Origin of the sequence: uncultured Chloroflexus sp. (genome assembly GCF_938091255.1) — a bacterium.
Lineage (GTDB): Bacteria > Chloroflexota > Chloroflexia > Chloroflexales > Chloroflexaceae > Chloroflexus.
The window spans coordinates 122,242-147,061 of the sequence record NZ_CALLJH010000002.1 but is presented as its reverse complement, the minus strand read 5'-3'; the positions used below and the strand labels follow the sequence as shown (position 1 = coordinate 147,061).

At 58.3% G+C, this 24,820-nt stretch carries 23 protein-coding genes and 1 tRNA gene; 16 read left to right on the top strand and 8 right to left on the bottom strand.

Annotated features, from left to right (window positions below; translation table 11 throughout):
- Positions 1 to 26 precede the first annotated feature (26 nt).
- Positions 27 to 1,028: a radical SAM protein gene (locus Q1A00_RS01055; protein ID WP_298404576.1), complete on the bottom strand. Its 1,002-nt coding sequence runs from the start codon at positions 1,026 to 1,028 to the stop codon at positions 27 to 29.
- Between the two features lie 494 nt (positions 1,029 to 1,522).
- On the opposite strand from Q1A00_RS01055, the gene lepB reads away from it, so the two are divergent.
- The 6 genes from lepB to Q1A00_RS01025 all read left to right on the top strand — a co-directional run bounded on the left by lepB (position 1,523) and on the right by Q1A00_RS01025 (position 7,717).
- On the top strand, positions 1,523 to 2,233 hold the full coding sequence (gene lepB, locus Q1A00_RS01050) for a signal peptidase I (protein ID WP_298404574.1): 711 nt from the start codon (positions 1,523 to 1,525) through the stop codon (positions 2,231 to 2,233).
- An 11-nt stretch (positions 2,234 to 2,244) separates the two neighbouring features.
- Positions 2,245 to 3,378, top strand: coding sequence for a glycosyltransferase family 1 protein (locus Q1A00_RS01045; RefSeq protein WP_298404572.1), 1,134 nt, complete (start codon positions 2,245 to 2,247; stop codon positions 3,376 to 3,378).
- Positions 3,379 to 3,492: 114 nt separating this feature from the next.
- Positions 3,493 to 3,681 (top strand): twin-arginine translocase TatA/TatE family subunit, encoded by a 189-nt coding sequence (gene tatA, locus Q1A00_RS01040; RefSeq protein ID WP_066791399.1) that lies wholly within the window; start codon positions 3,493 to 3,495, stop codon positions 3,679 to 3,681.
- 414 nt (positions 3,682 to 4,095) lie between these two features.
- The gene (obgE, locus tag Q1A00_RS01035; RefSeq protein ID WP_298404571.1) at positions 4,096 to 5,415 is read left to right on the top strand and encodes a GTPase ObgE; all 1,320 of its coding nucleotides are present in this window, start codon (positions 4,096 to 4,098) and stop codon (positions 5,413 to 5,415) included.
- The gene (locus tag Q1A00_RS01030) at positions 5,412 to 6,890 is read left to right on the top strand and encodes a peptidase S10 (RefSeq protein WP_299643701.1); all 1,479 of its coding nucleotides are present in this window, start codon (positions 5,412 to 5,414) and stop codon (positions 6,888 to 6,890) included. Before obgE ends, Q1A00_RS01030 begins: the two co-directional genes overlap by 4 nt.
- The gene (locus Q1A00_RS01025; RefSeq protein ID WP_298404566.1) at positions 6,887 to 7,717 is read left to right on the top strand and encodes an alpha/beta fold hydrolase; all 831 of its coding nucleotides are present in this window, start codon (positions 6,887 to 6,889) and stop codon (positions 7,715 to 7,717) included. The genes Q1A00_RS01030 and Q1A00_RS01025 overlap by 4 nt, the downstream gene beginning before the upstream one ends.
- 2 nt (positions 7,718 to 7,719) lie before the next feature.
- Here the strand turns inward: Q1A00_RS01025 and Q1A00_RS01020 are convergent, their stop codons facing one another.
- Positions 7,720 to 8,673: a tyrosine-type recombinase/integrase gene (locus tag Q1A00_RS01020; RefSeq protein ID WP_298404564.1), complete on the bottom strand. Its 954-nt coding sequence runs from the start codon at positions 8,671 to 8,673 to the stop codon at positions 7,720 to 7,722.
- Between the two features lie 604 nt (positions 8,674 to 9,277).
- Here Q1A00_RS01020 and Q1A00_RS01015 point away from each other — a divergent pair.
- Together Q1A00_RS01015 and Q1A00_RS01010 are read left to right on the top strand one after the other, a co-directional pair.
- A complete protein-coding gene (locus Q1A00_RS01015) occupies positions 9,278 to 9,643 on the top strand; it encodes a hypothetical protein (RefSeq protein WP_299643708.1) in 366 nt (121 codons plus the stop codon).
- Between the two features lie 20 nt (positions 9,644 to 9,663).
- Positions 9,664 to 11,979 (top strand): RNA-binding domain-containing protein, encoded by a 2,316-nt coding sequence (locus Q1A00_RS01010; protein WP_298404561.1) that lies wholly within the window; start codon positions 9,664 to 9,666, stop codon positions 11,977 to 11,979.
- A gap of 97 nt (positions 11,980 to 12,076) precedes the next feature.
- On the opposite strand, the gene Q1A00_RS01005 is transcribed toward Q1A00_RS01010, so the two are convergent.
- The 4 genes from Q1A00_RS01005 to Q1A00_RS00990 form a co-directional block, all read right to left on the bottom strand.
- Positions 12,077 to 13,174, bottom strand: coding sequence for a DICT sensory domain-containing protein (locus tag Q1A00_RS01005; RefSeq protein WP_298404559.1), 1,098 nt, complete (start codon positions 13,172 to 13,174; stop codon positions 12,077 to 12,079).
- Between the two features lie 281 nt (positions 13,175 to 13,455).
- Positions 13,456 to 14,205 (bottom strand): class I SAM-dependent methyltransferase, encoded by a 750-nt coding sequence (locus Q1A00_RS01000; RefSeq protein ID WP_298404558.1) that lies wholly within the window; start codon positions 14,203 to 14,205, stop codon positions 13,456 to 13,458.
- 30 nt (positions 14,206 to 14,235) lie between these two features.
- Entirely contained in the window at positions 14,236 to 16,134 is a 1,899-nt protein-coding gene (locus Q1A00_RS00995) for an ABC-F family ATP-binding cassette domain-containing protein (RefSeq protein WP_298404557.1), read from the bottom strand.
- A 51-nt stretch (positions 16,135 to 16,185) separates the two neighbouring features.
- Positions 16,186 to 16,261 (bottom strand) — tRNA-Gly (locus tag Q1A00_RS00990).
- A 93-nt stretch (positions 16,262 to 16,354) separates the two neighbouring features.
- Here Q1A00_RS00990 and Q1A00_RS00985 point away from each other — a divergent pair.
- Positions 16,355 to 16,981, top strand: coding sequence for a hypothetical protein (locus Q1A00_RS00985; protein ID WP_298404556.1), 627 nt, complete (start codon positions 16,355 to 16,357; stop codon positions 16,979 to 16,981).
- Between the two features lie 179 nt (positions 16,982 to 17,160).
- Here Q1A00_RS00985 and pufM read toward each other — a convergent pair whose 3' ends face one another.
- Both pufM and Q1A00_RS00975 read right to left on the bottom strand, forming a co-directional pair.
- Entirely contained in the window at positions 17,161 to 18,075 is a 915-nt protein-coding gene (gene pufM, locus Q1A00_RS00980) for a photosynthetic reaction center subunit M (RefSeq protein WP_298404554.1), read from the bottom strand.
- A gap of 16 nt (positions 18,076 to 18,091) precedes the next feature.
- Positions 18,092 to 19,027 (bottom strand): photosynthetic reaction center subunit L, encoded by a 936-nt coding sequence (locus Q1A00_RS00975; protein ID WP_298404552.1) that lies wholly within the window; start codon positions 19,025 to 19,027, stop codon positions 18,092 to 18,094.
- Between the two features lie 301 nt (positions 19,028 to 19,328).
- Here Q1A00_RS00975 and Q1A00_RS00970 point away from each other — a divergent pair, with 301 nt between their 5' ends.
- The 7 genes from Q1A00_RS00970 (at position 19,329) to Q1A00_RS00940 (ending at position 24,809) form a co-directional block, all read left to right on the top strand.
- On the top strand, positions 19,329 to 20,228 hold the full coding sequence (locus tag Q1A00_RS00970; protein ID WP_298404550.1) for a glycosyltransferase family 2 protein: 900 nt from the start codon (positions 19,329 to 19,331) through the stop codon (positions 20,226 to 20,228).
- Positions 20,182 to 21,669: an undecaprenyl-phosphate glucose phosphotransferase gene (locus Q1A00_RS00965; RefSeq protein ID WP_298404548.1), complete on the top strand. Its 1,488-nt coding sequence runs from the start codon at positions 20,182 to 20,184 to the stop codon at positions 21,667 to 21,669. Before Q1A00_RS00970 ends, Q1A00_RS00965 begins: the two co-directional genes overlap by 47 nt.
- Before the next feature lie 275 nt (positions 21,670 to 21,944).
- Positions 21,945 to 22,310: a hypothetical protein gene (locus Q1A00_RS00960; RefSeq protein WP_298404546.1), complete on the top strand. Its 366-nt coding sequence runs from the start codon at positions 21,945 to 21,947 to the stop codon at positions 22,308 to 22,310.
- Positions 22,311 to 22,397: 87 nt separating this feature from the next.
- Positions 22,398 to 22,919 carry a tRNA (adenosine(37)-N6)-threonylcarbamoyltransferase complex ATPase subunit type 1 TsaE gene (gene tsaE / locus Q1A00_RS00955; protein WP_298404544.1) on the top strand — a complete coding sequence of 174 codons (522 nt, stop codon included), beginning with the start codon at positions 22,398 to 22,400 and terminating at the stop codon, positions 22,917 to 22,919.
- The gene (tsaB, locus tag Q1A00_RS00950) at positions 22,919 to 23,605 is read left to right on the top strand and encodes a tRNA (adenosine(37)-N6)-threonylcarbamoyltransferase complex dimerization subunit type 1 TsaB (protein ID WP_298404541.1); all 687 of its coding nucleotides are present in this window, start codon (positions 22,919 to 22,921) and stop codon (positions 23,603 to 23,605) included. Before tsaE ends, tsaB begins: the two co-directional genes overlap by 1 nt.
- Before the next feature lie 19 nt (positions 23,606 to 23,624).
- The gene (locus Q1A00_RS00945; RefSeq protein WP_298404539.1) at positions 23,625 to 24,341 is read left to right on the top strand and encodes a DUF3662 and FHA domain-containing protein; all 717 of its coding nucleotides are present in this window, start codon (positions 23,625 to 23,627) and stop codon (positions 24,339 to 24,341) included.
- A gap of 3 nt (positions 24,342 to 24,344) precedes the next feature.
- Positions 24,345 to 24,809: an FHA domain-containing protein gene (locus Q1A00_RS00940; protein WP_298404536.1), complete on the top strand. Its 465-nt coding sequence runs from the start codon at positions 24,345 to 24,347 to the stop codon at positions 24,807 to 24,809.
- Positions 24,810 to 24,820: the final 11 nt, after the last annotated feature.

The following is a 24,820-nucleotide window of genomic DNA, read 5'->3' as shown; positions in this document are numbered from 1 at the left end:
TGTTCCATAGGATGATCGCGTCGCCGTCATCCACGATGTACCTTAAAAATCGACAGATACACATTCGCTGCATAACCGCAACTCGTGCAGCGGTTGCCTTCTAGCCCGACCTTCCGGCTTACCCCGTTCTGCCGGCTAATCAAGGTTGCTTGGCATACTGGGCAGCGCGTTGGCTGGTTAGGTTCCGGCCCATAGATAAACTGCAAACCGCTTTCGTGCCCGATGCGGCGCGCGCGCATGGTTGCGGCGGCAGTTTCACTGCCGGCATCACCCGGCAAAACGTGCCACGGCGTGTCCTCGCCGAGCGTGGTCTTGATCCAATTGACCATCTCACGTAGCTCATCGGGATGATCGTTAACGCCGTGGTGGATGCGGGTCGTTACTTCGATATGGCACTGCCAGCGTTGTTGCGCCTCTTCGGCGAAACGCAAAATCTGCCGCCAGTCGCTGATCCCGCCTAGCCGGTGGTAGGCATTATCGGAAAAGCCGCGCAGATCGAGGCTGATGCCGTGCAGGTACGGCCCTAACTCGCTCAGCGCCTCGCTACTCAGCATGCCGCTGGTGACAATAGCGGTATAGCGGCTGACAGCGCGGCTCAGTTGCAGCAACGCGAGCAGGTATTCAAAGTTCACCGCTGGCTCGCCAAACGCCCACACCACGCCGCGACAGAGCCGTTCGAGGGCGAAGTCGGCTGCGCGTTGCGGATCAAGCCGTCGTTGTTTGGCCGGATCAGTGGGCAACGCGCCGTATGAGCCGCGCTGTTGATCAACCGGCAATGCATAGCCCCAGCCGCCGATAGCTAGCGCCGTGGTGTCAGGGAAGAAGTGCCAAAGGCGATGATCTTCGATTGGGCCAATGGCGGCGCCGCTAATCAAGCCATGATTGAGCAGCTTGATGCCATCTGTACTCCCGACCCGCATCTGGCAGCGTCCTACCTCTCCCGGCGCCAGTGTGCATCTCCAATGGCAGGCCAGACACTGAAAGCTTCCCTCGCCAAGCGGCTGTGCTAAGGTGGCCAGCGATGACATAATCTCAGCTTTCTTCTATCTTCAATCAAGATGTGCGAGTGCCAAACGAATGCCTATGCTTGCTCTTCCCCCTCGCGGAGAGGGGCGTAGTCAGAACATTTGATAAAGTATAACCGTTGATTGCTGGGCGATGCCTCGACGCTCGCCTCCGCGCTCCCCTCTCCCGCGTTGGTAGGAGAAGGGCTGGGGGTGAGGGTGAACCGGCTCATCCTACAGCAGGGATGCTTGTACCAACGCGATCTGTCGGCTGGCAGAGCAGCAAGCCCGCCGCCTGTCACCCAGCGCGTCATAATCGCTCCTCAAGACCTTCCCGGTTTTGCGTTGTTTGCGGCTTGTCACGCCTTTATCTACACTTTATCTATAGGTATGGGTTGGCAATTTGCCCCGTGTTCGAGTATAATGCCAACGACTGCGGAGGGAAACCTTCCCTCCGCACGCCATTCTCATGTTGCGCTCTATCCTGTAGTGTAGCATAGAGCACGCAAAACGGTGCTATGAGCGACAGTCATTCGTCACCAGATCCATTGGCTACTTCCCTTGAGGTTGAGCCGGTGCGCCATCCGCGTGCGCCGTTACGCTATGTGGTGCGCGAATTGCTTGAGACAGCGATCTTTATTCTGCTCATCTTTCTGATCGTGCGCGGCGTAGTGCAGAATTTTAAGATCGAAGGCTCAAGTATGGAGCCAACGCTTCATACAGGCCAGTATATTCTGGTCAATAAGCTGATCTATTTTCACTTTGACCTGAATGCGCCGCTGCGCCTGCTTCCCGGTCAGGCCGATTTGCCGCCACGCGTGGTCTACCCCTTCCGACCGCCGCAACGTGGTGATATTGTCGTCTTTGAGTATCCGCGTGATGTACGGAAAGATTATATCAAGCGCGTAATCGGTTTGCCCGGCGATGTGCTCGAATTCCGCGAGGGTCGGGTCTATGTCAATGGCGAGCTGCTCGACGAGCCGTACCTGCGCGGCGCGTTTACCTACTGTCTCGGCGGCTATCCCTGCGCGCGGGGGCCGATCACTGTGCCGTCCGGTTCGATCTTTGTGATGGGAGACAATCGCGGCAATAGCTCCGATTCGCGGGAATGGGATGCGCTGCCGCTCGATCGGGTGGTCGGGCAGGCGTGGCTGATCTATTTTCCTTTCAGCGATTGGGGGTTGGTACCCCACCATCGCTACGATACCGTGACCGCCGCGACGCCGTAAGATGTGTTGCTATGCGCATTGCTGTTAATGCCCATCTCCTTGCTCATACCCGTTCGTTTCGCCGGGCCGGTGTTTCGCACTATATCGAGCAGGTATTGCTCCATTTGGCGCAGATCGATCCCACCAATCACTATACCGTGTATACCACTCGCGGCCTTGATCAGGCGGCGTTGGGTCTGCCGGCCAATTTTGTAGTGAAGCCGTCCCGTTTGCCGACGATCAATCCGCGGGTGCGGATTCCTTGGGAACAGGGGATTGCGCCGCTGATGTTGCGCGGGACGGCTGATCTCTACCATGGCTGTCTCAACGTGGCCCCGCTGCTCAGCCCGGTGCCAACGGTAATTACGATCCACGATCTGGCCTTTATCCGCTTTCCGCAGACCTTTCGCGCCTACAATCGCATCTATCTCGATCTGGCGACCCGGCTGAGCGCCCGCCGCGCGAGCCGGATTTTGGCGGTTTCCGAACACACCAAGCGCGAGGTGGTTGGTCTGCTCGGCATTCCGCCAGAGCGGGTGATCGTGACGCCGAACGCTGCCCGCAGCCATTTTCGCCCACCGGCGCCGGCGGCCATCGAGCAGTTGCGCGCACGGTATGGCTTGCCTGAGCGGTTTGTGCTTTATGTCGGTACGCTGGAGCCGCGCAAGAATCTGACCACACTGCTGGAGGCGTTCGCATTGGTGAGCCGGAGCGTGCCTGATGTGCCGTTGTTGATCGGTGGCGGCAAGGGCTGGATGTATGAGCCGATCTTCGTCCGGCTGGAACAGTTGAATCTGCGCGATCGGGTGAAGTTTGCCGGCTATATTCCTGAAGAGGAGTTGCCGCTCTGGTACGCGGCGGCGACCGTCTTCGTCTTTCCTTCGATCTATGAGGGGTTTGGGATGCCGCCGCTTGAGGCGATGGCCTGCGGCACGCCGGTGATTACTTCCAATACCTCGAGCCTACCTGAAGTGGTCGGTGAGGCGGGGTTGATGGTCGCGCCTACCGATCCGATCGCGCTGGCCGAGGCGATCCGGCGCGTGTTGGTTGACGCCGATCTCCGTGCCGAGTTGCGCCAACGCGGTTTGGTCCATGCTCGCCGCTTTTCGTGGGCGGATACCGCTGCCAAGACACTGGCGGCCTATCGGGAAGCGGTGGCGAGGTAGGGGTGTTGCCGCCGCAACGTTACCCTTTGCGTTGACACACCTTTACACTAGGGTATAATGATGAGGGACGCGCATCGCTGGTGCGCGCCGGTTGCACGAGGAAGGAGTGCGAGTATGATTGGCGGTCTTGGTTGGGGTGAATTGTTAATTATCCTCGTGATCGTGATTGCGATCTTTGGCGCTGGCAAGCTGGCTGGCCTCGGCGGCGCGCTCGGCAGCAGCATCCGCGAGTTTCGCAAGGCGGTAAAGGGTGACGAAGAGCCGCGCAATGACGCCAAAACCGAGGGCGAAACCAAAGCGTAGCGGTGGGTTTGGCGAAAATTGAGTACATTCACGTGTTCACTGGTTGCGGTGAACTCTCAACGTAGATGCTACTCTATGAAGTGTGGCAGTTTAGCTGCTGCCCTGTTGTGATAGGGTCGCAAACGTTTTCTGATAGCGGCAATCCACTGCTTATGTCGCGCAGCTTCCGGTAAGGCAAGCCCGAGCATAGCTTTGTTGTCCAATTTCTTGGGTTGTACCGGTAACGGTGCGCTCACTCCCTTGTGATTGCGTGCAGCGCAGAGGGAAATGCGGCGCATGATCCCTCCATGCGTCAACGCAGCCCCCTTCGCTAGCGCGATTACTGCCTGAAGAGGGAGCATCACGAAAATAACCGTATCCGTGACATTGTTGCTAAAAAGAAACGGGGCGCGTTGATCCGCGCCCTCGTGCTGTTTGCGTATGACCACCGATTTTTTTGATCAGGCAACCATCGTGGTGCGAGCCGGCAATGGCGGCAACGGGGCGGCAACCTTCCGCCGCGAGAAGTATGTGCCACGTGGCGGCCCCAATGGCGGCGATGGCGGGCGCGGCGGCCATGTTTACCTCGTCGCCGACCCTGAATACAATACTCTGCTGCATTTTCGCTATCAGCGCAAGTTTATCGCCGAGAATGGCGGCCATGGCGGCAAAAATGCGATGCATGGCCGCAATGGCGCCGATGTCTATGTACCGGTGCCTCCCGGTACGGTGGTGCGGGCCACGATCAATGGCGTACCTTACACCGTTGATCTTGCCCGGCCCGGCCAGCGGCTGCTTGCTGCGCGCGGTGGGCGCGGCGGCTTGGGGAATATCCATTTTGCTACGCCTACCCGCCAAGCGCCGCGGCTGGCTGAGTTGGGCGAACCCGGCCAAGAACTGACGCTGGAGCTCGAGCTGAAGATGCTGGCTGATGTGGGGTTGGTTGGCTTTCCAAACGCCGGCAAATCAACCCTGCTTTCAGTCATCAGCGCCGCTCGACCCAAGATTGCCGCCTACCCGTTTACCACTCTTACCCCCAATCTCGGTATTGTCGAGGTTGGGTTGCAGCGGTTTGTAGTGGCCGATATTCCCGGTTTGATCGAAGGGGCGCATGCTGGCGTCGGTCTTGGTCACGATTTTCTCCGCCATGTCGAGCGTACACGCTTGCTCATTCATATCATCGATGCCGCTGGTGTCGATGGCCGTGCGCCGTGGGATGACTACGAGCAGATCAATACCGAACTGCGCCTGTACCAGCCTGAATTGGCCCAGCGCAAGCAGGTGGTGGCGCTCAATAAGGCCGATCTGCCTGCGGCGCAGGAAAACGTGCCTATCTTGCGTGCCCGCCTGCCAGTGGCGCCAGAGGATCTGTTTGTGATTTCGGCAGCAACCGGCGCCGGTATCGAACCGCTCTTGCAGCGGGTGGCCGAGCTGTTGCGCGCCGATCCGCCGCCCCAGCGCGATCCGGTTGATCCCGATGAGCCGCCGCTCGAGTGGCCGTTGCCGCCGGTTGATGAAAATGCCTTTACCATCGAGCGCGAAGGCGATGCATTCCGGGTGCGCGGGGTCAAGATTGAGCGCCTGATCGCGATGAGTAATCTCGACCAAGATGAGGCGCTCGACCGGATTCAGCGCGTGCTGGAAGCGAGCGGCATTAACGAGGCCCTGATCGCGGCTGGCGTCCAAGATGGTGATCTGGTGCGCATTGGGCGCGCCGAATTGGTGTGGGATGATAGCGGACGGCATATCGCATGACAACAACGCAACCTACTGCCCCGGCGTCGCCACCCGCCGATCAGCTTGTGCAGACCCAGCATACGGTGGTGATCAATGGCGTTGAGATCGCGTATACGGCCACCGCCGGCGTGATCATTATGAAGGAGGAGGCGGAGAAGGATGGCGTCAGCGCCGGTGAGCAGGCGCGAGCCGGTATCTTCTTCGTCGCTTATACCCGCGATGATGTGAGCGATTATAGCCGGCGCCCGATTACCTTTGCCTTCAACGGCGGTCCCGGCTCGTCGTCGGTGTGGCTGCACCTCGGCTTACTTGGCCCGCAGCGGGTGCTGATGAACGAAGAGGGGAGGCCGTTGCCACCTCCCGGACGTCTCGCGCCTAACCCGTACTCGTTGCTCGATGTCAGCGATCTGGTCTTTATCGATCCGGTCAGCACCGGCTATAGCCGTCCCGTTGCTGGCGAGTCTGCCAAGCAGTTTCACGATTTCCGCAAAGATATCGAGTCGGTGGGCGATTTTATCCGGCTGTACACCAGCCGTTACGGGCGCTGGCTATCACCCAAGTATCTGGCCGGCGAGAGTTATGGCACCACCCGGGCCGCCGGCTTGGCCGGCTATCTGCAAGAACGGCACGGCCTCTACCTCAATGGCCTGATGCTGATCTCAGCGGTGTTGCACTTTCAGACCCTCTCGTTCGATCACGGCAACGATTTGCCGTACATGCTCTTTTTGCCGGCCTACACCGCCACTGCCTTCTACCACTACCGGCTCGAACCAGCATTGCAGCGCGATTTGGTCGCGACTCTGCGCGCTGCTGAAGCGTTTGCGCTCGGCGACTATGCGCTGGCCTTGTTGCAAGGCGATCAGCTCGATCCGGACACCTTTGATCGCATCGCCATTCAATTAGCCCGCTACACCGGCCTCAACTACGACTATATTACCCGCTCGCGCTTGCGGATTCGCGACGACCGGTTTGTGAAGGAATTGCTACGCGATCAGCACCGCACGGTGGGCCGGCTCGACAGCCGGTTTATCGGCCGCGACCGCGACGCGGCAGGCGAGACGGTCGAGTTCGACCCGAGCCTTGCGGCGATTACCGGCCCTTATACTGCCGCACTCAATCATTACGTGCGCGAGCAGTTGGGTTTTAGCAGCGATCTGCCCTACGAAATCCTCACCGAGCGAGTGTGGCCGTGGAGTTTCAACGATCACCAAAATCGCTACGTTGATGTCGCCGAGACGTTGCGGCGGGCCATGCACCGTAACCCGGCGCTGCGGGTGCATGTCGCCAGCGGCTATTACGATCTGGCAACGCCCTACTTCGCTACTCGCTATACGCTCAACCATCTCGCCCTCGATCCGGCGTTGCGCAGCCAGATCAGCGAGAGCTTCTACCCTGCTGGCCACATGATGTACATTCAGGAATCGTCATTAGCGGCACTCAAGGCGGTGCTGGCCGATTTCGTCGCTGTTGCGCCAGAGGGAGCAAGCCAATGACCGAACCATGCCATATCAACGCCCTACGCCATGTTGCCCAACTCGGCCATGGCCGGGTCAGTTTTCTCGAATGGCCCAACGCCGGCCCTACGGCCCTGCTTTGCCACGGTATCACCAGCAGCGCTGTTACGATGTGGCGGTTGGGGGAGGATCTGGCTGCCGAGGGCTGGCGGGTGATCGCGATTGATATGCCCGGCCACGGCCAGAGTGATCTCAGCCCGGCCTACGATATTGATACGGTGGCCGGCATTGTGGGTGATCTGATCGTGACGTTGGGGTTAAGCGACGTAGTGATGGTTGGTCATTCGTGGGGTGGGGCAACAACGCTTGCCTTGTTAAGCCGTGACCATCCGGCGCGGGCAGCCGTGCAGCGGGCTGTGCTGATCGACCCGCTGATCCGGCAAGAAGCGGCGGTGGCGCCGTCGTGGCTGCCCCAGTTTAGCCGAGGAGTGGGTGAGCCACCGGAAGCGACCTTGCCGATGCTACGTGAGACAAACCCTGATTGGCATCCGTGTGACTATCATTGGAAGGCGCAGGCGTTAGCCGAGTGCCGCTATGAGCAAGTGGCCGGCTTGTTCCTCATCCCGGATGACTGGACGCTGGCGCCGCGGATTGGGCAGGTGCAGGTGCCGTTGCTGATCTTGCTGGCCGAACCGGCGTACACGATAGTACCGCCGGCGGTGCAAGCCGAATTACGGGCTGCGGCGCCGCCGGGTCTCGTTCGGATGCAGCTTATTCCCGGCACGAATCATAATATGCTGCGCGGGCCGGGGTATGGCCCAACATACGCGGCAATCCGCGCCTTCCTTATCGCACCGTTGTCATAACCTCACATCGCCTCGCGCCGGGGAGACGGGTGCAGATGGGCCGTCCGTTCGGCGGTTCGGGGCTGGTTGCGCACCAGCTCGGTGTAGCGGCGGGTTGAGCGCGGATCGCGATGGCCCAGAATCCGGCGTACTACCTGCTCTGGGTAGAAGGTAATCAGTTCGGCAGCGGCGGTGTGGCGCAGGTGGTGTAGCGTGTAACGCGGCTGCTCGCGCCCATCAACGATATCCATCAGCCGGGCTGCCTTGCACACCGCCACCCAGCGTCGGTGCAGCGTATCGTACGATGCGCGTGTGCCGCGCGACGACCGGAAGAGCGGTGTATCAGGCGGTAAATGCTCCATCTCGCGCACCCAACTGCGCAACCCGCGCAACGAACGCGGCATCGCGTCAGGGGTTAGCGCAATCATCCGCTTATTCCCGCTCTTGCTATCGCGCACCAGCAGCATCTCGCGCCCCGGCTCAAGAATGACATCACCGAGGTTGAGATTGAGCACCTCGTCGGTGCGAATGCCGATCTCGCGCAGCAGCGTGAAGATCAGCCGGTAAGGTTGCGGCGCTGCGGCGATGGCCTGATCAAGTGCGCGCAGTTCGGTCTCGTTGGCAATCGGTTGCGGATGGTGTTCAGTCGGAATCCGGCTGTTGATCTGCTCGACCGGATTGTGAGTCACATACCCACGCGCGAATGCCCAGCGGAAAAACCGGCCCAGACTCGCAATCCGCCGGTTGGTGGTGCCCGGCTGCTCTTTCCGGCTAGCCAGAAAGTGTTGGATGTCGCTCGCGGTAATGGCCGTAAGATCTTTGCTCAAGACGGTTCCCGCTGTGCGCAAATCGCAACGGTACGAGGTGATGGTGTTTTCGCTCAATCCATCTTCCTGTTTCAAATCGGCCAAAAACTGTTCTAGCTCACTGATGATGGTGCGCGTCTGCTGCAGGCCGAATCCACTTGAATGGGACATAGGACTCTCCTCTTTCCTGCCGCGATGACAGCGCTCGGCAAAGGTCATCGGCAGCAAGCTGCTCGCAGCGCCGGGCGCTGCAACCGCCAGCGAGCGGTAGGGTTATGCGGCTGTCGCTTCCGCTGAAAAATGGAAGTACGCATCATCGCATTGTGAGGACAGGCAAGGGTACAGCGCATGCTAGATGCTTACCACCTACCGCTGTCTCACACTGTAGCACGGCATCGTTGCTTGCTCTGGCGATCTGCTGCGTCGTCGTTGACACAGCCTGATCTTGGGGCAGCACAGCTCTACTGCCCACCATTTCAACCTCACTTGGCCGGTGCGACATGGGGCGAGCACTATCGCAACGCTGATCGGCTCGCCGGCCATTGACTGCTCGCTCCTCTAAAGGAGCTAGTGAGATGATGGCTCACTAGTCGAGTTTGGATCGTGCGCTGTGACTGCCCTTTGCTGGCCGGGCCACGTTACAACCACGATCTCGGCTCGGCGTGCAAATGCTTTACCTCAATGTCGTATCCGACGTTGATTGCATTATAGCAAATACTTTGACATCATGCTAGTTCTAACCATGAATATTTTTGATATTGATTAAACGTTGACAATGGCTTTGAATCAAGTTTGCAGCCAGACAGATGACAGCAACAGATTGTTGGGCAAGCTCGGCGGTCACGGGCTGGCTGTGCTGGTTTCAAGCAACGGGTGCGTCATCGCACTGGTGAGCGTGATCGGCCTTTGCCGCTCTTGGGCAAGCTGGTGCATTGCCGGGCTTGGTTGTGCGAGCAGCGGTTTGTGCAATCAACTCCGTGTTGATCTGGTATACTATCAGTACATGGTGAAAAGTGTGTCTATGAGCCGGCATAGTCGGCTCACTCTGTCGTTAGGAAGGAGGAGCTTCCTATCGTTTGATGACAAGAAACGACAAGATAAAAACAAAAAAGACAGAAAAACATGGCTAAAAAAGATCTGAATATCTAAGGCTTTCATGATATGAATACAATGGGAGAAGCGCGCAACGGGATGCGCTGGATCCGGGTTGATTTGCATCTACACACGCCTGCGTCTGAGGATTACGCCGAACCAAACGTTTCTTACCTTGATATACTACAGGAAGCTGAGCGGCGCGGTCTTGAAATCATTGCCTTTACCGATCACAATACCGTCGCCGGCTACGAGCAGTTCCAACGCGAAATTGAGTTTCTAACCACGCTCGAAAAGGCAGGGCGGCTCACTAGTGAGGAAGAGGCGCGGTTGGCCGAGTACCGCCGGTTGCTCGACAAGATTATGGTATTGCCCGGCTTTGAATTTACGTCCCATTTTGGCGCTCACATTATCGGCATTTTTCCGCCCAACCGTCCGCTGAGTCTGATTGAGGCTACCCTGCTCCAACTCGGCATTCCCGCCGAGTTGCTGAAGGGTGGGGTGTGTAGTGTGGCCAATACCCGCCATGTCACCGAAGCCTACGAGATTATTCATCGCGCCGGCGGTATTGTGATCGCTGCCCATGCCAATGGCCCTAATGGCGTGATTACCGAGACCTTGCGCATGGGTACAAGCGGTCAAGCGCGGGTGGCGGTGACGCAAAGCCCCTACCTCCACGCGCTAGAATTTATCAATTTCTACACCGATCACGAGAAGTTCACTTCGCCCGGCTTCTACAACGGCAAGACCGAGCACTATGAGCGCCGCATGTTCTGCATCCAAGGCAGTGATGCCCATCGTCTGCGCCGCTTGGCCGAGGCTGACGCACAAGCGACTCATCGCCACGGCATCGGCGATCGCTATTTCGAGGCGCTCTTGCCTGATCGTAGTTTCGAGGCGCTCAAGGCGCTCTTTTCTAGCCAAGACTTTGACCGGGTGCGCGTGCCCAAGCGCGATCAGAAGCAGTGGTCGCTCGATGTTGCCCGTTTCAGCGGTAGCACTGATCGCCAATTGCTGCGCGCGGTGGCCGATCCATCCGCAGCGGCGGCGCTCTGGCCCGATGTGGCGGCGTTGGCGAATATCGGCGGCGGGGTGCTGATCGTGGGCTGCGATCCCGGCGGCAAGGTGATCGGGGTGGAACGGCCTGACCAGATTACCGAGGCACTGCGCCAGAGTGTGGTGGATAATCTAATCCCTGCCCCCTATTTGTCATTCGAGCTGATGCACTATGAAGGCCGTGATGTGATCCGGGTCGAGGTGAAGGCGCATGAGCCGCCGCCGTATGTTGGCAGCAACGGCACGGTGTATGTCCGCCGCGATAGCGAGACGGTGGCCGCTAACCGCAGCGAGATTATCCAGCTTTGCCGGCAGGCGATTGCCGCTGGTGAGCCGTCGCCACTCGAGAATGGCGAGACGCTCGAATTGCCCCGCTCTGGCGTCGAAATTGTCGGCAGTCAGCGCCGCGGTGGGACGTGGGTTTACGAGGTGCGCGATCTGCGCACGACTGCCGGCGTGACTCGCGACCGCGCGCAGGGGTTGTGGGCTTATGCGATTGGCCGTCACGAAGATTTGCGCGATGGCCGGATCGATTTGCACAGCCAAGTGCGCTGGCGTGGCCGGCTTGGCCTCTGGCGCGCCTACCGGCAGGGTTCGCGCGTGAAGTACGATCTGGTGCATCGCGACCAGAATGGTGTGATCGACCATATCTTCTACGGCGTGAGCGATTGGGGGCTGGGTGAAGCGTGGATGAGCCTGCTCACCGAGGCCGGTACTCGCGTCGAGACCGATACCGCCGATTTCGATCAGGAAGAGACGGTGGAAGCGCCGCCGCCGCCGTCTGAAATCGAGACGTGGGGTGAACGCCGCATCCGCTGGCGCGGCCGAGGTGGTTTGGTGCGAATTTCGCTCGATAACGATGGCCAGCCCCGCTTCGATCTGGTGATGAAGGATAAAGAGAGTGGCGCGGTGCAAGAGTATAACAATGTGCCCCGCGAGAAGCTCTCTGACGCATGGCTGGCGCTAATCCGGGTCGCTCGCCCTCGCACCGGCATCGAGGTCGTGAGCGCCACGCGCAATGAAGAGGGTGAGTGGCTGTACGTCTTCCGTAATTTGCGCACTGGTGATGTCAGCAGCGCACCATGGCGCTTGCAAGACATCGAACCCGGCACGGTGCGCGAGTATGCGGCTCGCATGTACCACCAAGATATGCCGCTCGACCAAGAAAAGGTGCGCTGGTGGGGCAATATTGGGTATCTGCGCCCGATGCGCTCGCAGGTCGATTTGGTCTATGTTGACGAGCAGGGAGTGACTCACGTCTACTACGCTGCTCGCCGCGATGAGTTGACCGGTGAGTGGCGTGAGTTGCTGCAATTGTACGATGAGTGATCAGGGACGACCGATTGGTTGCTCCTTCCTACGACTCAGTAGATGGCGTTTCACCCTTCCGTTTCATGATCAGGGGCGACAAGTCTGTCGCCCCTTCCTACACTTCACCAGATGTCGTGCCACTCTTCCGTTTGCGGCAAATTTCAAGCCCCAGTACCCCAAGCGCTGCCTCTATCCCTTCCCGAAGGTTGTTCTTGGTGGTGACGTCGGCGAGATCAATGCCAAGATTGACCATCGTCTGCGCCACTGATGCATGAATGCCGGTAAGGATGATCTGTGCTCCAAGCAGGCGGGCAGCACGGATCGCTTGCAGTAGGTAATTTGTGACTGCTGTGTCAACAATTGGCACGCCGGTAATGTCGATAATCGCAACATCAGCCGCTTGCTCGGCAATGCCGGTCAGGAGCTGTTCCATTATTCGTTGAGCACGTTGTGAGTCAATACTGCCAATGAGGGGTAAGAGAAGAACGCCTTTAAGCAGTGGTATTACTGGCACTCCTAGTTGCGCGATGGTTTCTTCTAATGTGCGTTGCCGTTCGTTGAGCTGCTGTAGCTCAATCAGTAGTTGACGCTGCTGATTGTAGCGCCGTTGCATGTGTTCCATTAGCGCACCTACAATTTGGGTGAGGTAGGGGCCTTGCGGCGAGCGAGGTGGAAAGTTCTGCCGTGCTTGGCGGAGTTCGGCTGCTCGATCAGGTCGATAACGTTCAACGGTCGTCATCAGTATATCGATAACTTTCTCAACAACTTCCGGCTGGAACGTAAGAATGGTTTCAAATGTGCGATCACCTTCGTTATCCACCGCTATTTGATTGTCAAGCCCACAAAGAACTGCACAAAAATATTCAGTTAACACGAGAACAAACCATTCTTGTCTGAGCGGATCACTTGGTTCGAGGGTGACGGCGATATGTTTTTCTTCGGGTATGGGTGGAGTGCCACCGGCAAAAATGCAGATTGAACTGGCAATGTGGGCTAATTCAAGGTAGCGTTGTGTTTCTTTCCGCCAGTGGCTGCTCTCTTGAAATCCGGTGAAGATGACGCTTGGTAATTTGTTGCGTAGCACACAGTCTTCTAAGGTGTGACTAAGATCAACTAACGTCGTTTTCGTTGCTGTGAACGGTGGGACATCTGGCGCTATCGCTTCTTGAATAATACGGTAGAGAGAGGGTAGTCTAGTTGATGCATTGCTCATTCTACTGCTCCTACGTAGTCTTTTTTATTTTTGTGTGGGTTAAACAGTACCATGTTCTCTCTCAGTCTGCTAACAAGTATGATTGTGTTTCGTTAGAGCAATGACCTTTATTCGTCCGATAAGTAGTTGTTGGTAACCCTAACGCATGGGTAAAGGGATAACCGTTTGGATCACGGCTACTATCACAAAGTGCGAGCCGATACTTGTCCGATCATCCGAGCGCAGATGCTCTATGCTTGCTTGTTCAGGTTTTGGTGTGGCGAGTCAGGGGTGTTCTGATCTTACTCAGCATACTTCTCGCTGATATACACCACCCGCGGCGCATCCTCTGTTGCCGGCGTCCATTGCGGGGTGAGGCGCATAACCAAACGTAATCCACCGGCAGCGAGTGCTGCGGCGATCTGAGCGTCACTCCATGGCCGTTCGCAGTGGGTCTCTTCCCCGCGCCACCACCGCTCCCCGCGCCGCTGAAACCAGACGAACCGGCCATACGCACGTTGCTGGTGCTCATCGAAGTGCAGTCGGTTGACAACGAGCAGATCGCGCCCGTCGAAGAGCACCTGATCGTATTCATGCCACGTGCGAAAACCGGCGAGGGTGTTGAGGTCGAAGATGAATTGCCCACCGGGACGCAGCAATCGGCCTACTGCCCGGCAGACCTTGGCTAGATCATCATCATCGGTGAGATGGTTAAGGCTGTCAAAGAGGCTGGTGCAGAGGTCGAAACTGCCCGGCGGCAACCGCGGGTCGTCCGGCAATGCGCGGATGTCAGCCTCGATCCATTCGATCGCCAACCTGCGCTGGTGTGCCTGCTCGCGGGCGATGGCCAGCATAGCCGGTGAACTGTCAACTCCCACGACTGTTGCGCCGGCAGCCGCCAGCACTAACGCCGCTGCGCCGGTGCCACAGGCGAGATCAAGCGTGCGCTGCGGCAGCACCGGCAGGTGGGCAAGGATGATCTGCGCCAGCGCCGTGCCAAAAGCGGCTTGCCCGGCGGCATGGTAGATCGGGGCGTAATCGTGGTAGATCATAGACCTCTCTGAGCGGTTCACCCTTCCTGCTCACGCCGCTAGTTGCTCCCATTGGGCGTATTTTTCCGCCAGCAACCGTTCGAGTTCGGCGTACTGCGCTCCTAGCGCCGTTAGCCGGGATACGTCTCGCGCTTGACTGGCCGCGTCGAGTTCGCTACTCAGGCGAGCAAGGTCTTGTTCAAGCGCGGTCACTTCGGCTTCTAAAGCGGCTAGCCGGCGCTGCTTGGCCCGCTCGGTGTCGTCGGGTCGGGCCGGTTTGGCCGGCGCGGCCTTCGGCTCGGCGGTTTTAGGCGCTGGTGTAGGCGGCGCGGCGCTCTGGGCGGCCATATACTCGCTGTAGTTGCCGGCGAACTGCTTGATCCGGCCTTGCTCGACAATCCACAACTTATCGGCCAGTGTGTCGATAAAGTAGCGGTCGTGCGAGACAAACAAGATCGAACCGGTGTACTCTTTCAACACCGCTTCGAGCGCCTCGCGCGCATCAATATCGAGGTGGTTGGTCGGCTCATCGAGCAAGAGCAGATTACCCGGCAGCAGCGTCAGTTGGGCCAGTGCCACTCGCGATCGCTCGCCGCCGCTGAGGTCGGCGATGCGCTTGAACACATCGTCGCCGGTAAAGAGAAAACGGGCAAGCAGGTTGCGCGCCGGCCCCTCACCAAGACTTGGCGCTACCCGCAGCACCTCTTCCAGCACGGTATTGTTCCATTCCAGCACGTCATGGCCTTGCGCGTAGTAACCCACCCGCACTTCGTGGCCAAAGCGGGCCACGCCTTGCAGCGGCGGCAATTGCCCGATTAGCGTGCGGAGCAGGGTGGTCTTGCCGCAGCCGTTTGGTCCGAGCAACCCGACCCGCTCGCCGCGCCGGATGGTCAAGTCATCGGCCCGCAACAGCGGCTTGCCGTCGCCGTGCGGCCCGTGATAGCCAACCACCAACCCATCGAGCCGCAAGACTAGCTCCCCCGACCGCAATTGGCTGTCGAGCGCAACGCGCAGTTTGGCCGCCTCTTTTGGACGGTCGAGCAACTGCTCGCGTTTGAGCCGCTCTAACCGTTTTTCGCGCCCTTTGGCCTCGCGTGCGCGCTGGCCGGCCTTGTAGCGCCGGATGAACTCTTCAGTGCGGGCGATGAACGCTTGCTGGGCTTGGTACTCTTTCAGCCGCCGTTCCATCCGCTCGGCCTTGAGCGCCAAATACTTTTCATAGCTGCCGGGGTAATCCTCCAGCCGGTTAAAGCTGATCTCTAGCGTGCGTTTCGTCACCCGCTCGAGGAAGTAGCGGTCGTGCGAGACCACGATCAGGGTGCCATCCCAATTGCGCAAGAACTGTTCGAGCCATTCGAGCGCCTGCATATCGAGATGGTTGGTCGGCTCGTCGAGCAGCAGCAAATCGGGGTCGCTGAGCAGAGCGGCAGCCAGCGCGGCCCGCGTCTTTTGCCCGCCCGAAAACTGGCCCATGCGCTGGTGGAACTGTTCAGGCCGGAAGCCGAGACCGTGCAGCGTGCGTTCGATGCGATGCTCGATCTCGTAGCCGCCGGCATGCTCAAAACGAGCGCTCAGTTCGCCGTAGTGTTCCATTACTGCTTCCCAATCGGGGGCGGACGTATCGGCCAGCCGGCCCTCAAGGGCGGCCAGTTCGGCGCGCCAGTCGCGGATCTCGGCCAGCGCCGCTTCCATCTCTTGCCAGAGGGTCAGATCGTCGCTGAAGCGCGTCTCTTGGGCAAGATAGGCGACGCGGGTGCCGCGGGCAAGGCTAAGACTGCCACTATCCGGCGTCTCATAGCCGGCGATTATGCGCAGCAAGGTGCTCTTGCCGGTGCCGTTCATGCCGACAATTGCCACCTTTTCACCTCGCGCGATTTGGAAGCTGACATCGTGGAAAATCAGCTCAGCGCCGTAGTATTTGCTGAGATTCGTTGCGTTGAGCAGAGTCATAGGTTTGGTTCTTACAATAGAAAAGACCAGCGCTCCGGCGCCGGTCTTGATTGGAGCGGGAGACGGGATTCGAACCCGCGACCTACACCTTGGCAAGGTGTCGCTCTACCAACTGAGCCACTCCCGCATCGCGCTTAGAGTATAGCACGATCTGCCGATTCGTGCAAGTGTGGTAGGATCGTAGAGAGGAAGCCTTGCTCATCGTTCATTGTGGAATGCTATGACATCATCCCTGCGTCAACGCCTCGGTCGCCGTCTCGGCCTCACCCCGTACTATCAAGTCATTGTTGCTGAACCTGATCGGTTGCATTTACGGTCATACCCGCAGGCGAATCGCGCTGCGGCTCTTCCGCTCTTTGCCGGTGGCGGGGTATTAATGGCCATTGCCATGGCCGCGTTACTCGCTGGCGTGTTAGCATCGCTGCAAGAGTTCGGTTTTGCCACGGCTGCCCTCAGCGCTGCTGCCGGCGGGTTGTTTGGCGGCTTGGCGATCCAACGCTTGGTGGGAGGCTACGCGATTGCCACCACCGCCAATGAAATCATGCTCGATGCCGAGACCTTCACGATTCGCCAATCCAGCCGGGTCGGGCGGCCACGGGAGCAACAGATCGATCGCACCGCGATCACGGGTTTGCGCTTGCGCCCCTACCGGATCGTCGCCGGCGGTCTGATTCGCCGTTTGCAGCCCGTGCTCGCGTTTGAGTTGCTGGTTGGCGATGAAGTGTGGATTATTGATAGCGCCGCCGTACCAGCGGCGCTGCAACCACTGGTCAATGCAATGGTGTTAGCGTTGGGGATGCCGGTCGAGCGGGTGGCTGAAACTGTTAATACGAGCGCCAAGGTGTGAAGAGATGAAAATCTAGTTGCCTTACCACGCTGAAAAAGCCCACAACGCGCAGAGGTATGGAGAGGAGTGAAGACAGCGATCCTCCCTTCGCGTTTTTGCCTCTGTCGCGCTGTCACATAAAAACCCCTCACCTGCCACACAGCAAGTGAGGGGTTGGAGGAAGGTGGGCGGTGTATAGGTTAGGGCAAGGGTGTTGGACCCTGCGGATAGGCAATACCAGCCTCAATACCCCACTGGAACCAGTTATTCACGAAATCGGGCATCGAGAAGAAAACGCCAAGCGCACCGGTGATACCACACAGCCACGCAAACCAGAAAGCCCACAGGTGGATCGAGTAGGCATTGGCGTTGAAGCCCATACACCAGCGCCAGAAGAGTTGCGCCCGCTCGGTACCAGTACCGGGCGCCTGAATCTCATCCCACTCTTCGTGGGCAGCATACTTCTCGAGTGCCCAAATCGTACCGGCGTGCATTGCCAGCAAGAGTGTCGAACCGAGTAAGAAGAAGATTGAGAGCATGTGGAACGGGTTATAGTAGAAATTGCCGTAGCGCACGCTCACGTTGTTTGTCCAATCGAGCAGAGCTTTGATCCCGTGAGCCGGCGCTTCCGACCAATCACCCATCCACATTGGGCGAATAATGTAGATCACCAGATAGAGCGCAATTGCGCCGGTGAAACCATAGGCCAGATAAGGCTTAATACCGAGCGCCTTGGCGCGGGTATAGATATGCATATACCACGCGAAAATCGACACCGTCAGGAAGAACGTAGCGATCAACCACCAACCGCCCTCATTCAGCGGCGGGAAGCTCAGGCCGTAGCGTGACGACGGCGGATCGATCTGCAGCACGACAAAGTATTTGATAAACGCCACCGGATTATAGTTCACCTGTGCCAGCATCACTACCAGCCAAATGAAGGTGAAGATGCCGCCGGTGACATAGGCCACTGTATTCCAAAAGCCAAGGTAGAACGGGCCAAGCTGGCTATCGAAGCCGAAATTCTCGAGCAGAGGAACCTCAATCGGTTTGCCAATGCGACCGCGATCCCGGCCCAGTTCCAGATCGCCCGGCGTCATGTTGATTGTTGCCATACCAATGCGCTCCTCTCTAGACGCCGCTCCAGAAGGGGAGGTTGTTCCAGAAATTCCAGAAACTCACCCAGTCTTGCACCGGCCAGCCTGATAGCAAGATGCAGAGATCAGCCGACAGAATGCCGCCAATGGCGAAGATATAGCCAAGACGGTGGACACCCGACTCACCGACTGAATAGTACTGCACATCGCGGAAGAAGACGTTTTCGATGTCACCGCCTTCTGGTCCACGGTACTGTGCTGCGCTCAGGATCAGCGAGCCGTGACAAGCAAGTAACCATGTAGAGGCAAACAGACCGGTAATGCCAATCGCATGGAATGGGTTATAGAAAAAGTTGTTGTAGCGGTAGCCGAAGTTCGACACCCAGTCAAGGTGGGGCATGACGCCAAGGACGAAGCCTTCATGCCACATTCCTAACGCGATCGGCCGAATAACTTGCAGCACTAACCACGCTGAAAAGGCGACGCCGAATGCGATTGGTACATGGTAGCCCATATCGAGCTTCATGCTGATGTCAACCTGCCGCATCATCCAGCCGAAGAAGGCGATCGTAGCGAAGAGCACCGTCATCTGCCACTCAAACCCTTGCTGGCCCGGCATAGCGAAGCCGAGACCAATTTCGGCTGGCGGTGGGTCGAGTCGCCCAGCAAAGAAGTTTTGGGGGATAGAGTAGGGGCCATTTAGAATAGTGCCATTCACGTAAAAATACGTCCCAAAAATAATGCCGATCACCGACACAAATCCCCAGAACCCGACGTAGAACGGACCTACCCAGAAATCGAAGGGATCGTAGCGGAAGAGTGCGCTAAAGGTTGTGCGCCCTTTGATTTTGTACTCCGGCTCGATTTCCTCGATCGTGCGCCCTCCCGGTACCCGCGTCGATCGCGCACCCTCAACGACGGTGAACGAAAAATCGGGAAAGCGGGGGTCTTTCGCTTTTGCTCTGCTCATAGCGACTCCCTCTGCTGACGGTTGGCGCGGCGACCGCCTGTCTCCATCGCGCCTGTCCACTGCCCTGACATTGACAGCGTGTAATGATAAGCAAAATATCGCGCCCTTTTCGGCCAGTATAATACGCTTGACAGGCATTGTCAAGCAAGAGGTGTTGATATTTAATTTTGCATTATAAAGCCTCAAACCACGTTGCTTGCACCTTGAACATCTCTTGTTCACTTCTTGCATATAAAACAAGAGGGACTTGTGGTATACTGAGGGTGCGTCAGCAAGCTAAAACTGACCGAACGGGCGTGCAATGACCAGTCTTGCCGTTGTCATTCTCAACTATAACCGGGCCGATCTGCTCACTGATTGTTTGGCCTCGATCGCCGCTGCTCCCACTCGTTGTACGTTGTCGGTATGGGTGGTTGACAATGCCTCGACCGATGACAGTGCAGCGCTCGTGCGGGAGCGGTTTCCGTGGGTGCATTTGCTTGAAAGTCCGGTCAACGGTGGCTTTTCCGCCGGCAATAATCTGGCCTTGCGCCAAATACTGGCCTTGCCCGATCCGCCGGTCTATATTCTGTTGCTGAATAACGATACGATTGTGCCGCCGGGTGCGCTTGACGGCTTGGTTGATTATCTTGAGTACCATCCGGCGGTAGGGGCGGTAGGGCCAAAGTTGCTCTTGCCCGATGGCTCGCTCGATTTAGCCTGCCGGCGCAGCTTTCCCACCCCGGCCATCGCTTTCTACCGCCTGTTCGGTCTGTCCCGCCTCTTCCCGCGCAGTCGTCGTTTTGCCGCCTACAACATGACCTACCTCGATCCTGATGTTGAAACCGAAGTCGATTCGGTAGTGGGGGCATGCATGATGGTGCGCACAGCGGTGGTGCGCGAAGTTGGCCTGCTCGACGAGACGTTTTTTATGTATGGCGAAGATCTCGATTGGGCCTACCGGATCAAGCAGTATGGCTGGAAGATCGTCTATTATCCTGCGGTGACGGTCTACCATTACAAGCGGGCCGCTTCCAGTCGCCGCCCGATCCCGTCGATTCGCGCCTTTTACGATGCGATGCGGCTGTTTCATCGCAAACATTACGCCGCAACTACGCCGGCGCCGCTCAATGGCCTGATCGAGCTGGGTATCACTGTAAAGGAGCTGTGGGCGCTTGGCCGCAATCTCCTCCTCCCATCCAACGCGCACCGCGTCAGTTAAAGTGCGGTCGTTGCTGCGCCCGCGCTCGTGGCGCGCGTTGCTACGCTTGCTGCTAGTTGTTCTTGATATGGCGGCGCTGAATCTGGCAGCGCAGCTTGCTTATGCCTTCGGCACCGATTCGCTCGCCGCTGCCGGGTTTCGCATGCCTGCCGATCCACTGACTCCCCTCCGCCTGAGTGTGCTTGGCAGCGTGACCGCTCTGATCGTGTTTGCTAGCCATGGCCTCTACGAGATGAAACGCGGCGCCTCACGCCTTGATGAAGCAGTGAAGGTGGTGACGGCAGTCTCGTTTACGATGGTCTTGGTCATTTTCATCAATGCCCTCATCGGCGAGTTCGGCGGCGAAGAGATGCCATGGACGCGCGATATTCTCGTTCAGGGTTGGGGGTTGGCAGTGGCGGTCTGTCTGCTTGGCCGCTTCCTGCATCGCGCGTTGGTTTATGCGTTGCGTCGTTATTTTGACATTGATACCCGCCGGGTGTTGATCGTCGGCGCGCGCGAACCCGGTCGCTTGGTGTGGAATACCATCCGCCGCCGGCCCGAATTGGGCTATCGCGTGCAGGGCTTTCTCTCCGATACCGTCCCGATTGGTGAGATTGTCGATGGCTTGCCGGTGCTCGGTCGCACCGAACATATTTGCCGCGTGATCCGGGCAACGCGCGCCGATGAGGTGATTATCGCCCTCTCGGGTCGTTCCTCGCAGGATCTGGTGGAAGTGATTGCGTTGGCCGAAGATGAGTCGGTCGAGATTAAGGTCTACCCTGATACTTTCCAACTGATTACCAACAATGAGGTTTCGATCGGCGATCTGCGCGATTTGCCGCTAGTCAGCGTCAAGAATGCTGCACTCGATAATCCGTGGAATCGGGCGCTGAAACGTGGCCTCGATCTAGTGGTGGCCTCGTTGGTGTTGTTGTTTGCGGCGCCGGTGATGCTGTTGATCGCGCTCGCTATCAGGCTTGAGTCGCGTGGCCCGGTTTTCTTTTTACAAGAGCGCGTGGGCCTCGATGGCAAGCCGTTCTGGATGATTAAGTTTCGTACAATGCGCCCCGATGCTGAACAGTTTGGTACATGGACGGTGCAGAACGATCCGCGGGTGACGCGCGTTGGCCGGTGGTTGCGCCGCACAAGCCTCGACGAGTTACCGCAGTTGATCAATGTTCTGATCGGTGAGATGTCAATCGTTGGCCCCCGTCCCGAACAGGCGCGCTGGGTTGAACAGTTCCGCCAGCAGATTCCGCGCTATATGCGCCGTCATAAAGAGAAGGCCGGTCTGACCGGTTGGGCGCAGGTGAATGGCTTGCGTGGCGATACCAGCATCGAAGAACGCACCCGCTACGATCTCTATTACGTGGAAAATTGGTCGCTGCTATTCGATATTAAGATCATTTTGCGCACAATTATTAACTTCATCACTGGCCGGCAAGAGAATGCGTATTGAAGGGCGCTATTCCACACCCCTCCTGTCAAGGCGAGCCGCCTCCGGCGGCGAAGGAAGCTCCTGCGAGTATGGGAAGGGCCAGTTTTAGCCATTGGTGGCGCGAAAGAGAGATTGCTTCGGGCGCTCCGCGCCCTTGCACTGACAGCCGTCATCATCTCAAGTGAACTTGCATCAATCGGTGTGAAGTGTGATATACTGAGCACGAATCTCCCCCATCAGCGTAACGCCCCGTCGCCCGCGTGCGAGACCAGTGTCCTCAATGGAGGAGGGTAACGATGGATGTAGTCGCTCGTGAAGCCGCCGCCCATGCCCGCCGGCTTGGCTATCAGGTTATCACTGCCGAACAGTTGCGTGCGACGCGCTGTTTGTTGGTCTTGGCCGAACCATCTGGTCAAATGGTTGCGGTGCTGGTTCAGCGCCGCGCGCTCATTACCGCTGCTGATGTGCAAGATTTTGCTGAAATGCTCTTCCTCCGGCGCCTAACCCGCGGGTTGCTAATTGCCGTTGACGGCGTCTTTAGCAATGAAGCTCGCCGTACTGTCCAAGAGTTGCGTCACGCGACGATGACGCTTGCCACTGATCTCCCCCCGGCCAGCACAAATGCGGCTACTGGTCTTAACCCGGCAGTTGACCTCGGATGATAAAAGATGATCGCGGGGACGGGCGGGTTGCCAACCCGCCCGTCTTGCTATCCTTGTCTGTCTCCTCCCCTATGGTAGAATAGTGCTATGACCGAATCATTGTTACCGGCGGCGCAAACGCCGCACGATCTCGATTTTATCAGCCATAGCCCGGTGCAAACCGAACGGATCGGTGCCCGGCTCGGCCATTTGTTGCGCGCCGGCGATGTGGTGCTGTTGTCGGGGCCGCTTGGCGCCGGCAAGACTCATCTGATCAAGGGGATTGCGCGCGGGTTGGGGTATGACGGCCCGGTGACCAGCCCCACCTTTGTGCTGATCAATGAGTATCGCGCCGACGCCGCGCATGGCCGGTTGCCGATCTATCACGTTGATCTCTACCGCGTTAGCGGCGTGACTGAGTTGGCTACGATTGGCCTTGATGAACTTTGGCTGACCAATGGCGTGTGCCTGATCGAATGGCCTGAACGAGCGGCAGCGGCATTGCCGCCCGACCATGTGCATATTACGCTGAGTTATGTGAGCGAGACCAAGCGGCGGGTGCGGTTGGCGCCGCACGGCGCTCGCTACCGCGAGCTGCTGGCAATGTTTAAGGAGGCAACGTTCGGCTAATGTTGCTCGCGATCGATACCGCTACCACCCTCACCGGTCTGGCGCTCTATGGCCCTCATGGCCCGCTCGCCGAAAGCGTATGGGAGTCAGGGCGGAATCATACTGCCCAGCTGTTGCCGCAGATCGATGCGTTGTTGCGCTATGCTGGCGCGGCGCCGCCTGATATTACCGTGCTCGCCGTGGGGCTGGGGCCGGGGAGCTGGAGCGGCTTGCGGGTTGGTTTGAGTCTGGTAAAGGGGATGGCCTTGGCTGCTGATCTCCCGTTGATCGGTATCCCGACGCTCGATGCGTTGGCGTATCAATATGTGCCCACAACGTTGCCTGTCTATCCCTTGATCCGGTTAGGCCGGGAACGTTATGCGACCGCGCCTTTTGCTGCGCGTGACCGGCTCGAACGCCTTGCTCCTGACCGTAATCTGACCCTCAGCGAGCTGTGTGCCGAGGTGAGCGGGCCGGCGTTGTTTTGCGGCGATCTGGACGCTGCTACAATCGCTGGGTTGCGACGCGGTTTAGGTGATCAGGCGGTGCTGCCGCTGCCCGCCGCTCGTCTGCGCCGGCCCGCTTTTTTGGCCGAGCTAGCATGGCAACGCCACCTCGAACAGCGTTACGACGATCTGACCACTCTCGAACCAATCTACCTTGGCGAACCGGTGCGCGCGCCTGCCGCTGGGGCGCGGCCAAGCTGATGTTCTGCGGGGGGAAGCTATGTCTGCCCTACGTCGCTTTGAACAGTTTATGGAGCAGATGGTTGAAGGATCAGTGGCGCGGATGTTCCGCAGCCCGATCCAGCCCATCGAAATTGCCCGCCGGCTTGAAAGGGCAATGGAGAGCAATCAGAAGCTTAGTTTCAAGCGGGTGATTGTGCCGAGTTTCTACCGCGCCTATCTGCATCCGCAAGATTTTGCCGCATTCCAACCGGTGCGCCAGCAGCTCGAACAAGAGATGGCGACCTATCTGAGTGAGCTGGCTGCTGAACGCAACTTTAGCCTGCTTGACCGGCCGCGGGTTGTGCTGGCTGAAGACCCCTCGGTGCCGCGCCGTTCGATCCAAGTGGTGGCTGAAATGAGCGATAGCCAAGCCGACCAGCCAAATATGACGATGATTTTGCAGGCTGATCGGGGCGTTGGCCGCTCATCCGGGGCGTTTCTGCTCTTGCATACCGGCCACGAACCACAGGCGCTGCCGATCGAGACCACCATGGTGACGATTGGCCGTGGCCTCGACAACGATATTATTCTGGAAGATACGCGAGTGTCGCGCAAGCATGCCCAGTTGCGTTACCGCCAACGCCAGTTTTGGCTGTCTGATCTCGGCAGCACCAACGGTACGTTTGTGAATGGTGAACGGATCGCTGAACGCGCGTTGCGCGATGGTGATGTCGTCTCGCTAGGTGGGCTTGAGTTGACCTTTCGCGAGGGCTAGCCGATGTTTTTCGATATCGCCAGCATCTCGATCGGCATTATCTTGCTCTTACTGCGAGTCGCGGTCGTCTTTCTGCTGTACTTCTTTCTCTGGCAGGTCGTGCAGGTGATCCGGCGCGATCTAGCTCGTCCCGCCATAACCCCGACTGTTGCGAGTCCTTATGGTCAGTTGGTGGTGACGATTTCTGGCCAGAGCGGGGTGGCGGTTGGCAAGACCTTTCCCCTTAATCCCGACACCTTGATCGGGCGCAGCCCGCACTGTGATATTGTGCTGAATGATACCTTTCTCTCTAGCGAGCATGCGCGTCTCAAGCGTCGCGGTAACGTCTGGATCCTCGAAGACCTCAATAGCACCAACGGCACCTTCCTGAATGGCTTTGAAGTGACCGAGCCGACCGAAGTCCATCCCGGCGATGCGATTCGGGTTGGCCGGGTCGAACTACGTTTCGAGCCGTCAGCCGGCACATAGTTGTCATTTCG

Excerpts from the sequence above, each read along its gene's own strand:
- Q1A00_RS00945 (WP_298404539.1), top strand. The coding sequence starts at position 23,625 with ATGTCTGCCCTACGTCGCTTTGAACAGTTTATGGAGCAGATGGTTGAA.
- Q1A00_RS01055 (WP_298404576.1), bottom strand. The coding sequence starts at position 1,028 with ATGTCATCGCTGGCCACCTTAGCACAGCCGCTTGGCGAGGGAAGCTTT.
- Q1A00_RS00975 (WP_298404552.1), bottom strand. The coding sequence starts at position 19,027 with ATGAGCAGAGCAAAAGCGAAAGACCCCCGCTTTCCCGATTTTTCGTTC.
- tsaB (WP_298404541.1), top strand. The coding sequence starts at position 22,919 with ATGTTGCTCGCGATCGATACCGCTACCACCCTCACCGGTCTGGCGCTC.
- Q1A00_RS01015 (WP_299643708.1), top strand. The coding sequence starts at position 9,278 with ATGGCTTTGAATCAAGTTTGCAGCCAGACAGATGACAGCAACAGATTG.
- Q1A00_RS01000 (WP_298404558.1), bottom strand. The coding sequence starts at position 14,205 with ATGATCTACCACGATTACGCCCCGATCTACCATGCCGCCGGGCAAGCC.
- Q1A00_RS00985 (WP_298404556.1), top strand. The coding sequence starts at position 16,355 with ATGACATCATCCCTGCGTCAACGCCTCGGTCGCCGTCTCGGCCTCACC.
- tatA (WP_066791399.1), top strand. The coding sequence starts at position 3,493 with ATGATTGGCGGTCTTGGTTGGGGTGAATTGTTAATTATCCTCGTGATC.
- Q1A00_RS01020 (WP_298404564.1), bottom strand. The coding sequence starts at position 8,673 with ATGTCCCATTCAAGTGGATTCGGCCTGCAGCAGACGCGCACCATCATC.
- Q1A00_RS00940 (WP_298404536.1), top strand. The coding sequence starts at position 24,345 with ATGTTTTTCGATATCGCCAGCATCTCGATCGGCATTATCTTGCTCTTA.
- Q1A00_RS00970 (WP_298404550.1), top strand. The coding sequence starts at position 19,329 with ATGACCAGTCTTGCCGTTGTCATTCTCAACTATAACCGGGCCGATCTG.
- lepB (WP_298404574.1), top strand. The coding sequence starts at position 1,523 with ATGAGCGACAGTCATTCGTCACCAGATCCATTGGCTACTTCCCTTGAG.
- Q1A00_RS01005 (WP_298404559.1), bottom strand. The coding sequence starts at position 13,174 with ATGAGCAATGCATCAACTAGACTACCCTCTCTCTACCGTATTATTCAA.
- Q1A00_RS01010 (WP_298404561.1), top strand. The coding sequence starts at position 9,664 with ATGAATACAATGGGAGAAGCGCGCAACGGGATGCGCTGGATCCGGGTT.
- Q1A00_RS00960 (WP_298404546.1), top strand. The coding sequence starts at position 21,945 with ATGGATGTAGTCGCTCGTGAAGCCGCCGCCCATGCCCGCCGGCTTGGC.
- Q1A00_RS01030 (WP_299643701.1), top strand. The coding sequence starts at position 5,412 with ATGACAACAACGCAACCTACTGCCCCGGCGTCGCCACCCGCCGATCAG.
- tsaE (WP_298404544.1), top strand. The coding sequence starts at position 22,398 with ATGACCGAATCATTGTTACCGGCGGCGCAAACGCCGCACGATCTCGAT.
- pufM (WP_298404554.1), bottom strand. The coding sequence starts at position 18,075 with ATGGCAACAATCAACATGACGCCGGGCGATCTGGAACTGGGCCGGGAT.
- Q1A00_RS01045 (WP_298404572.1), top strand. The coding sequence starts at position 2,245 with ATGCGCATTGCTGTTAATGCCCATCTCCTTGCTCATACCCGTTCGTTT.
- Q1A00_RS01025 (WP_298404566.1), top strand. The coding sequence starts at position 6,887 with ATGACCGAACCATGCCATATCAACGCCCTACGCCATGTTGCCCAACTC.
- Q1A00_RS00995 (WP_298404557.1), bottom strand. The coding sequence starts at position 16,134 with ATGACTCTGCTCAACGCAACGAATCTCAGCAAATACTACGGCGCTGAG.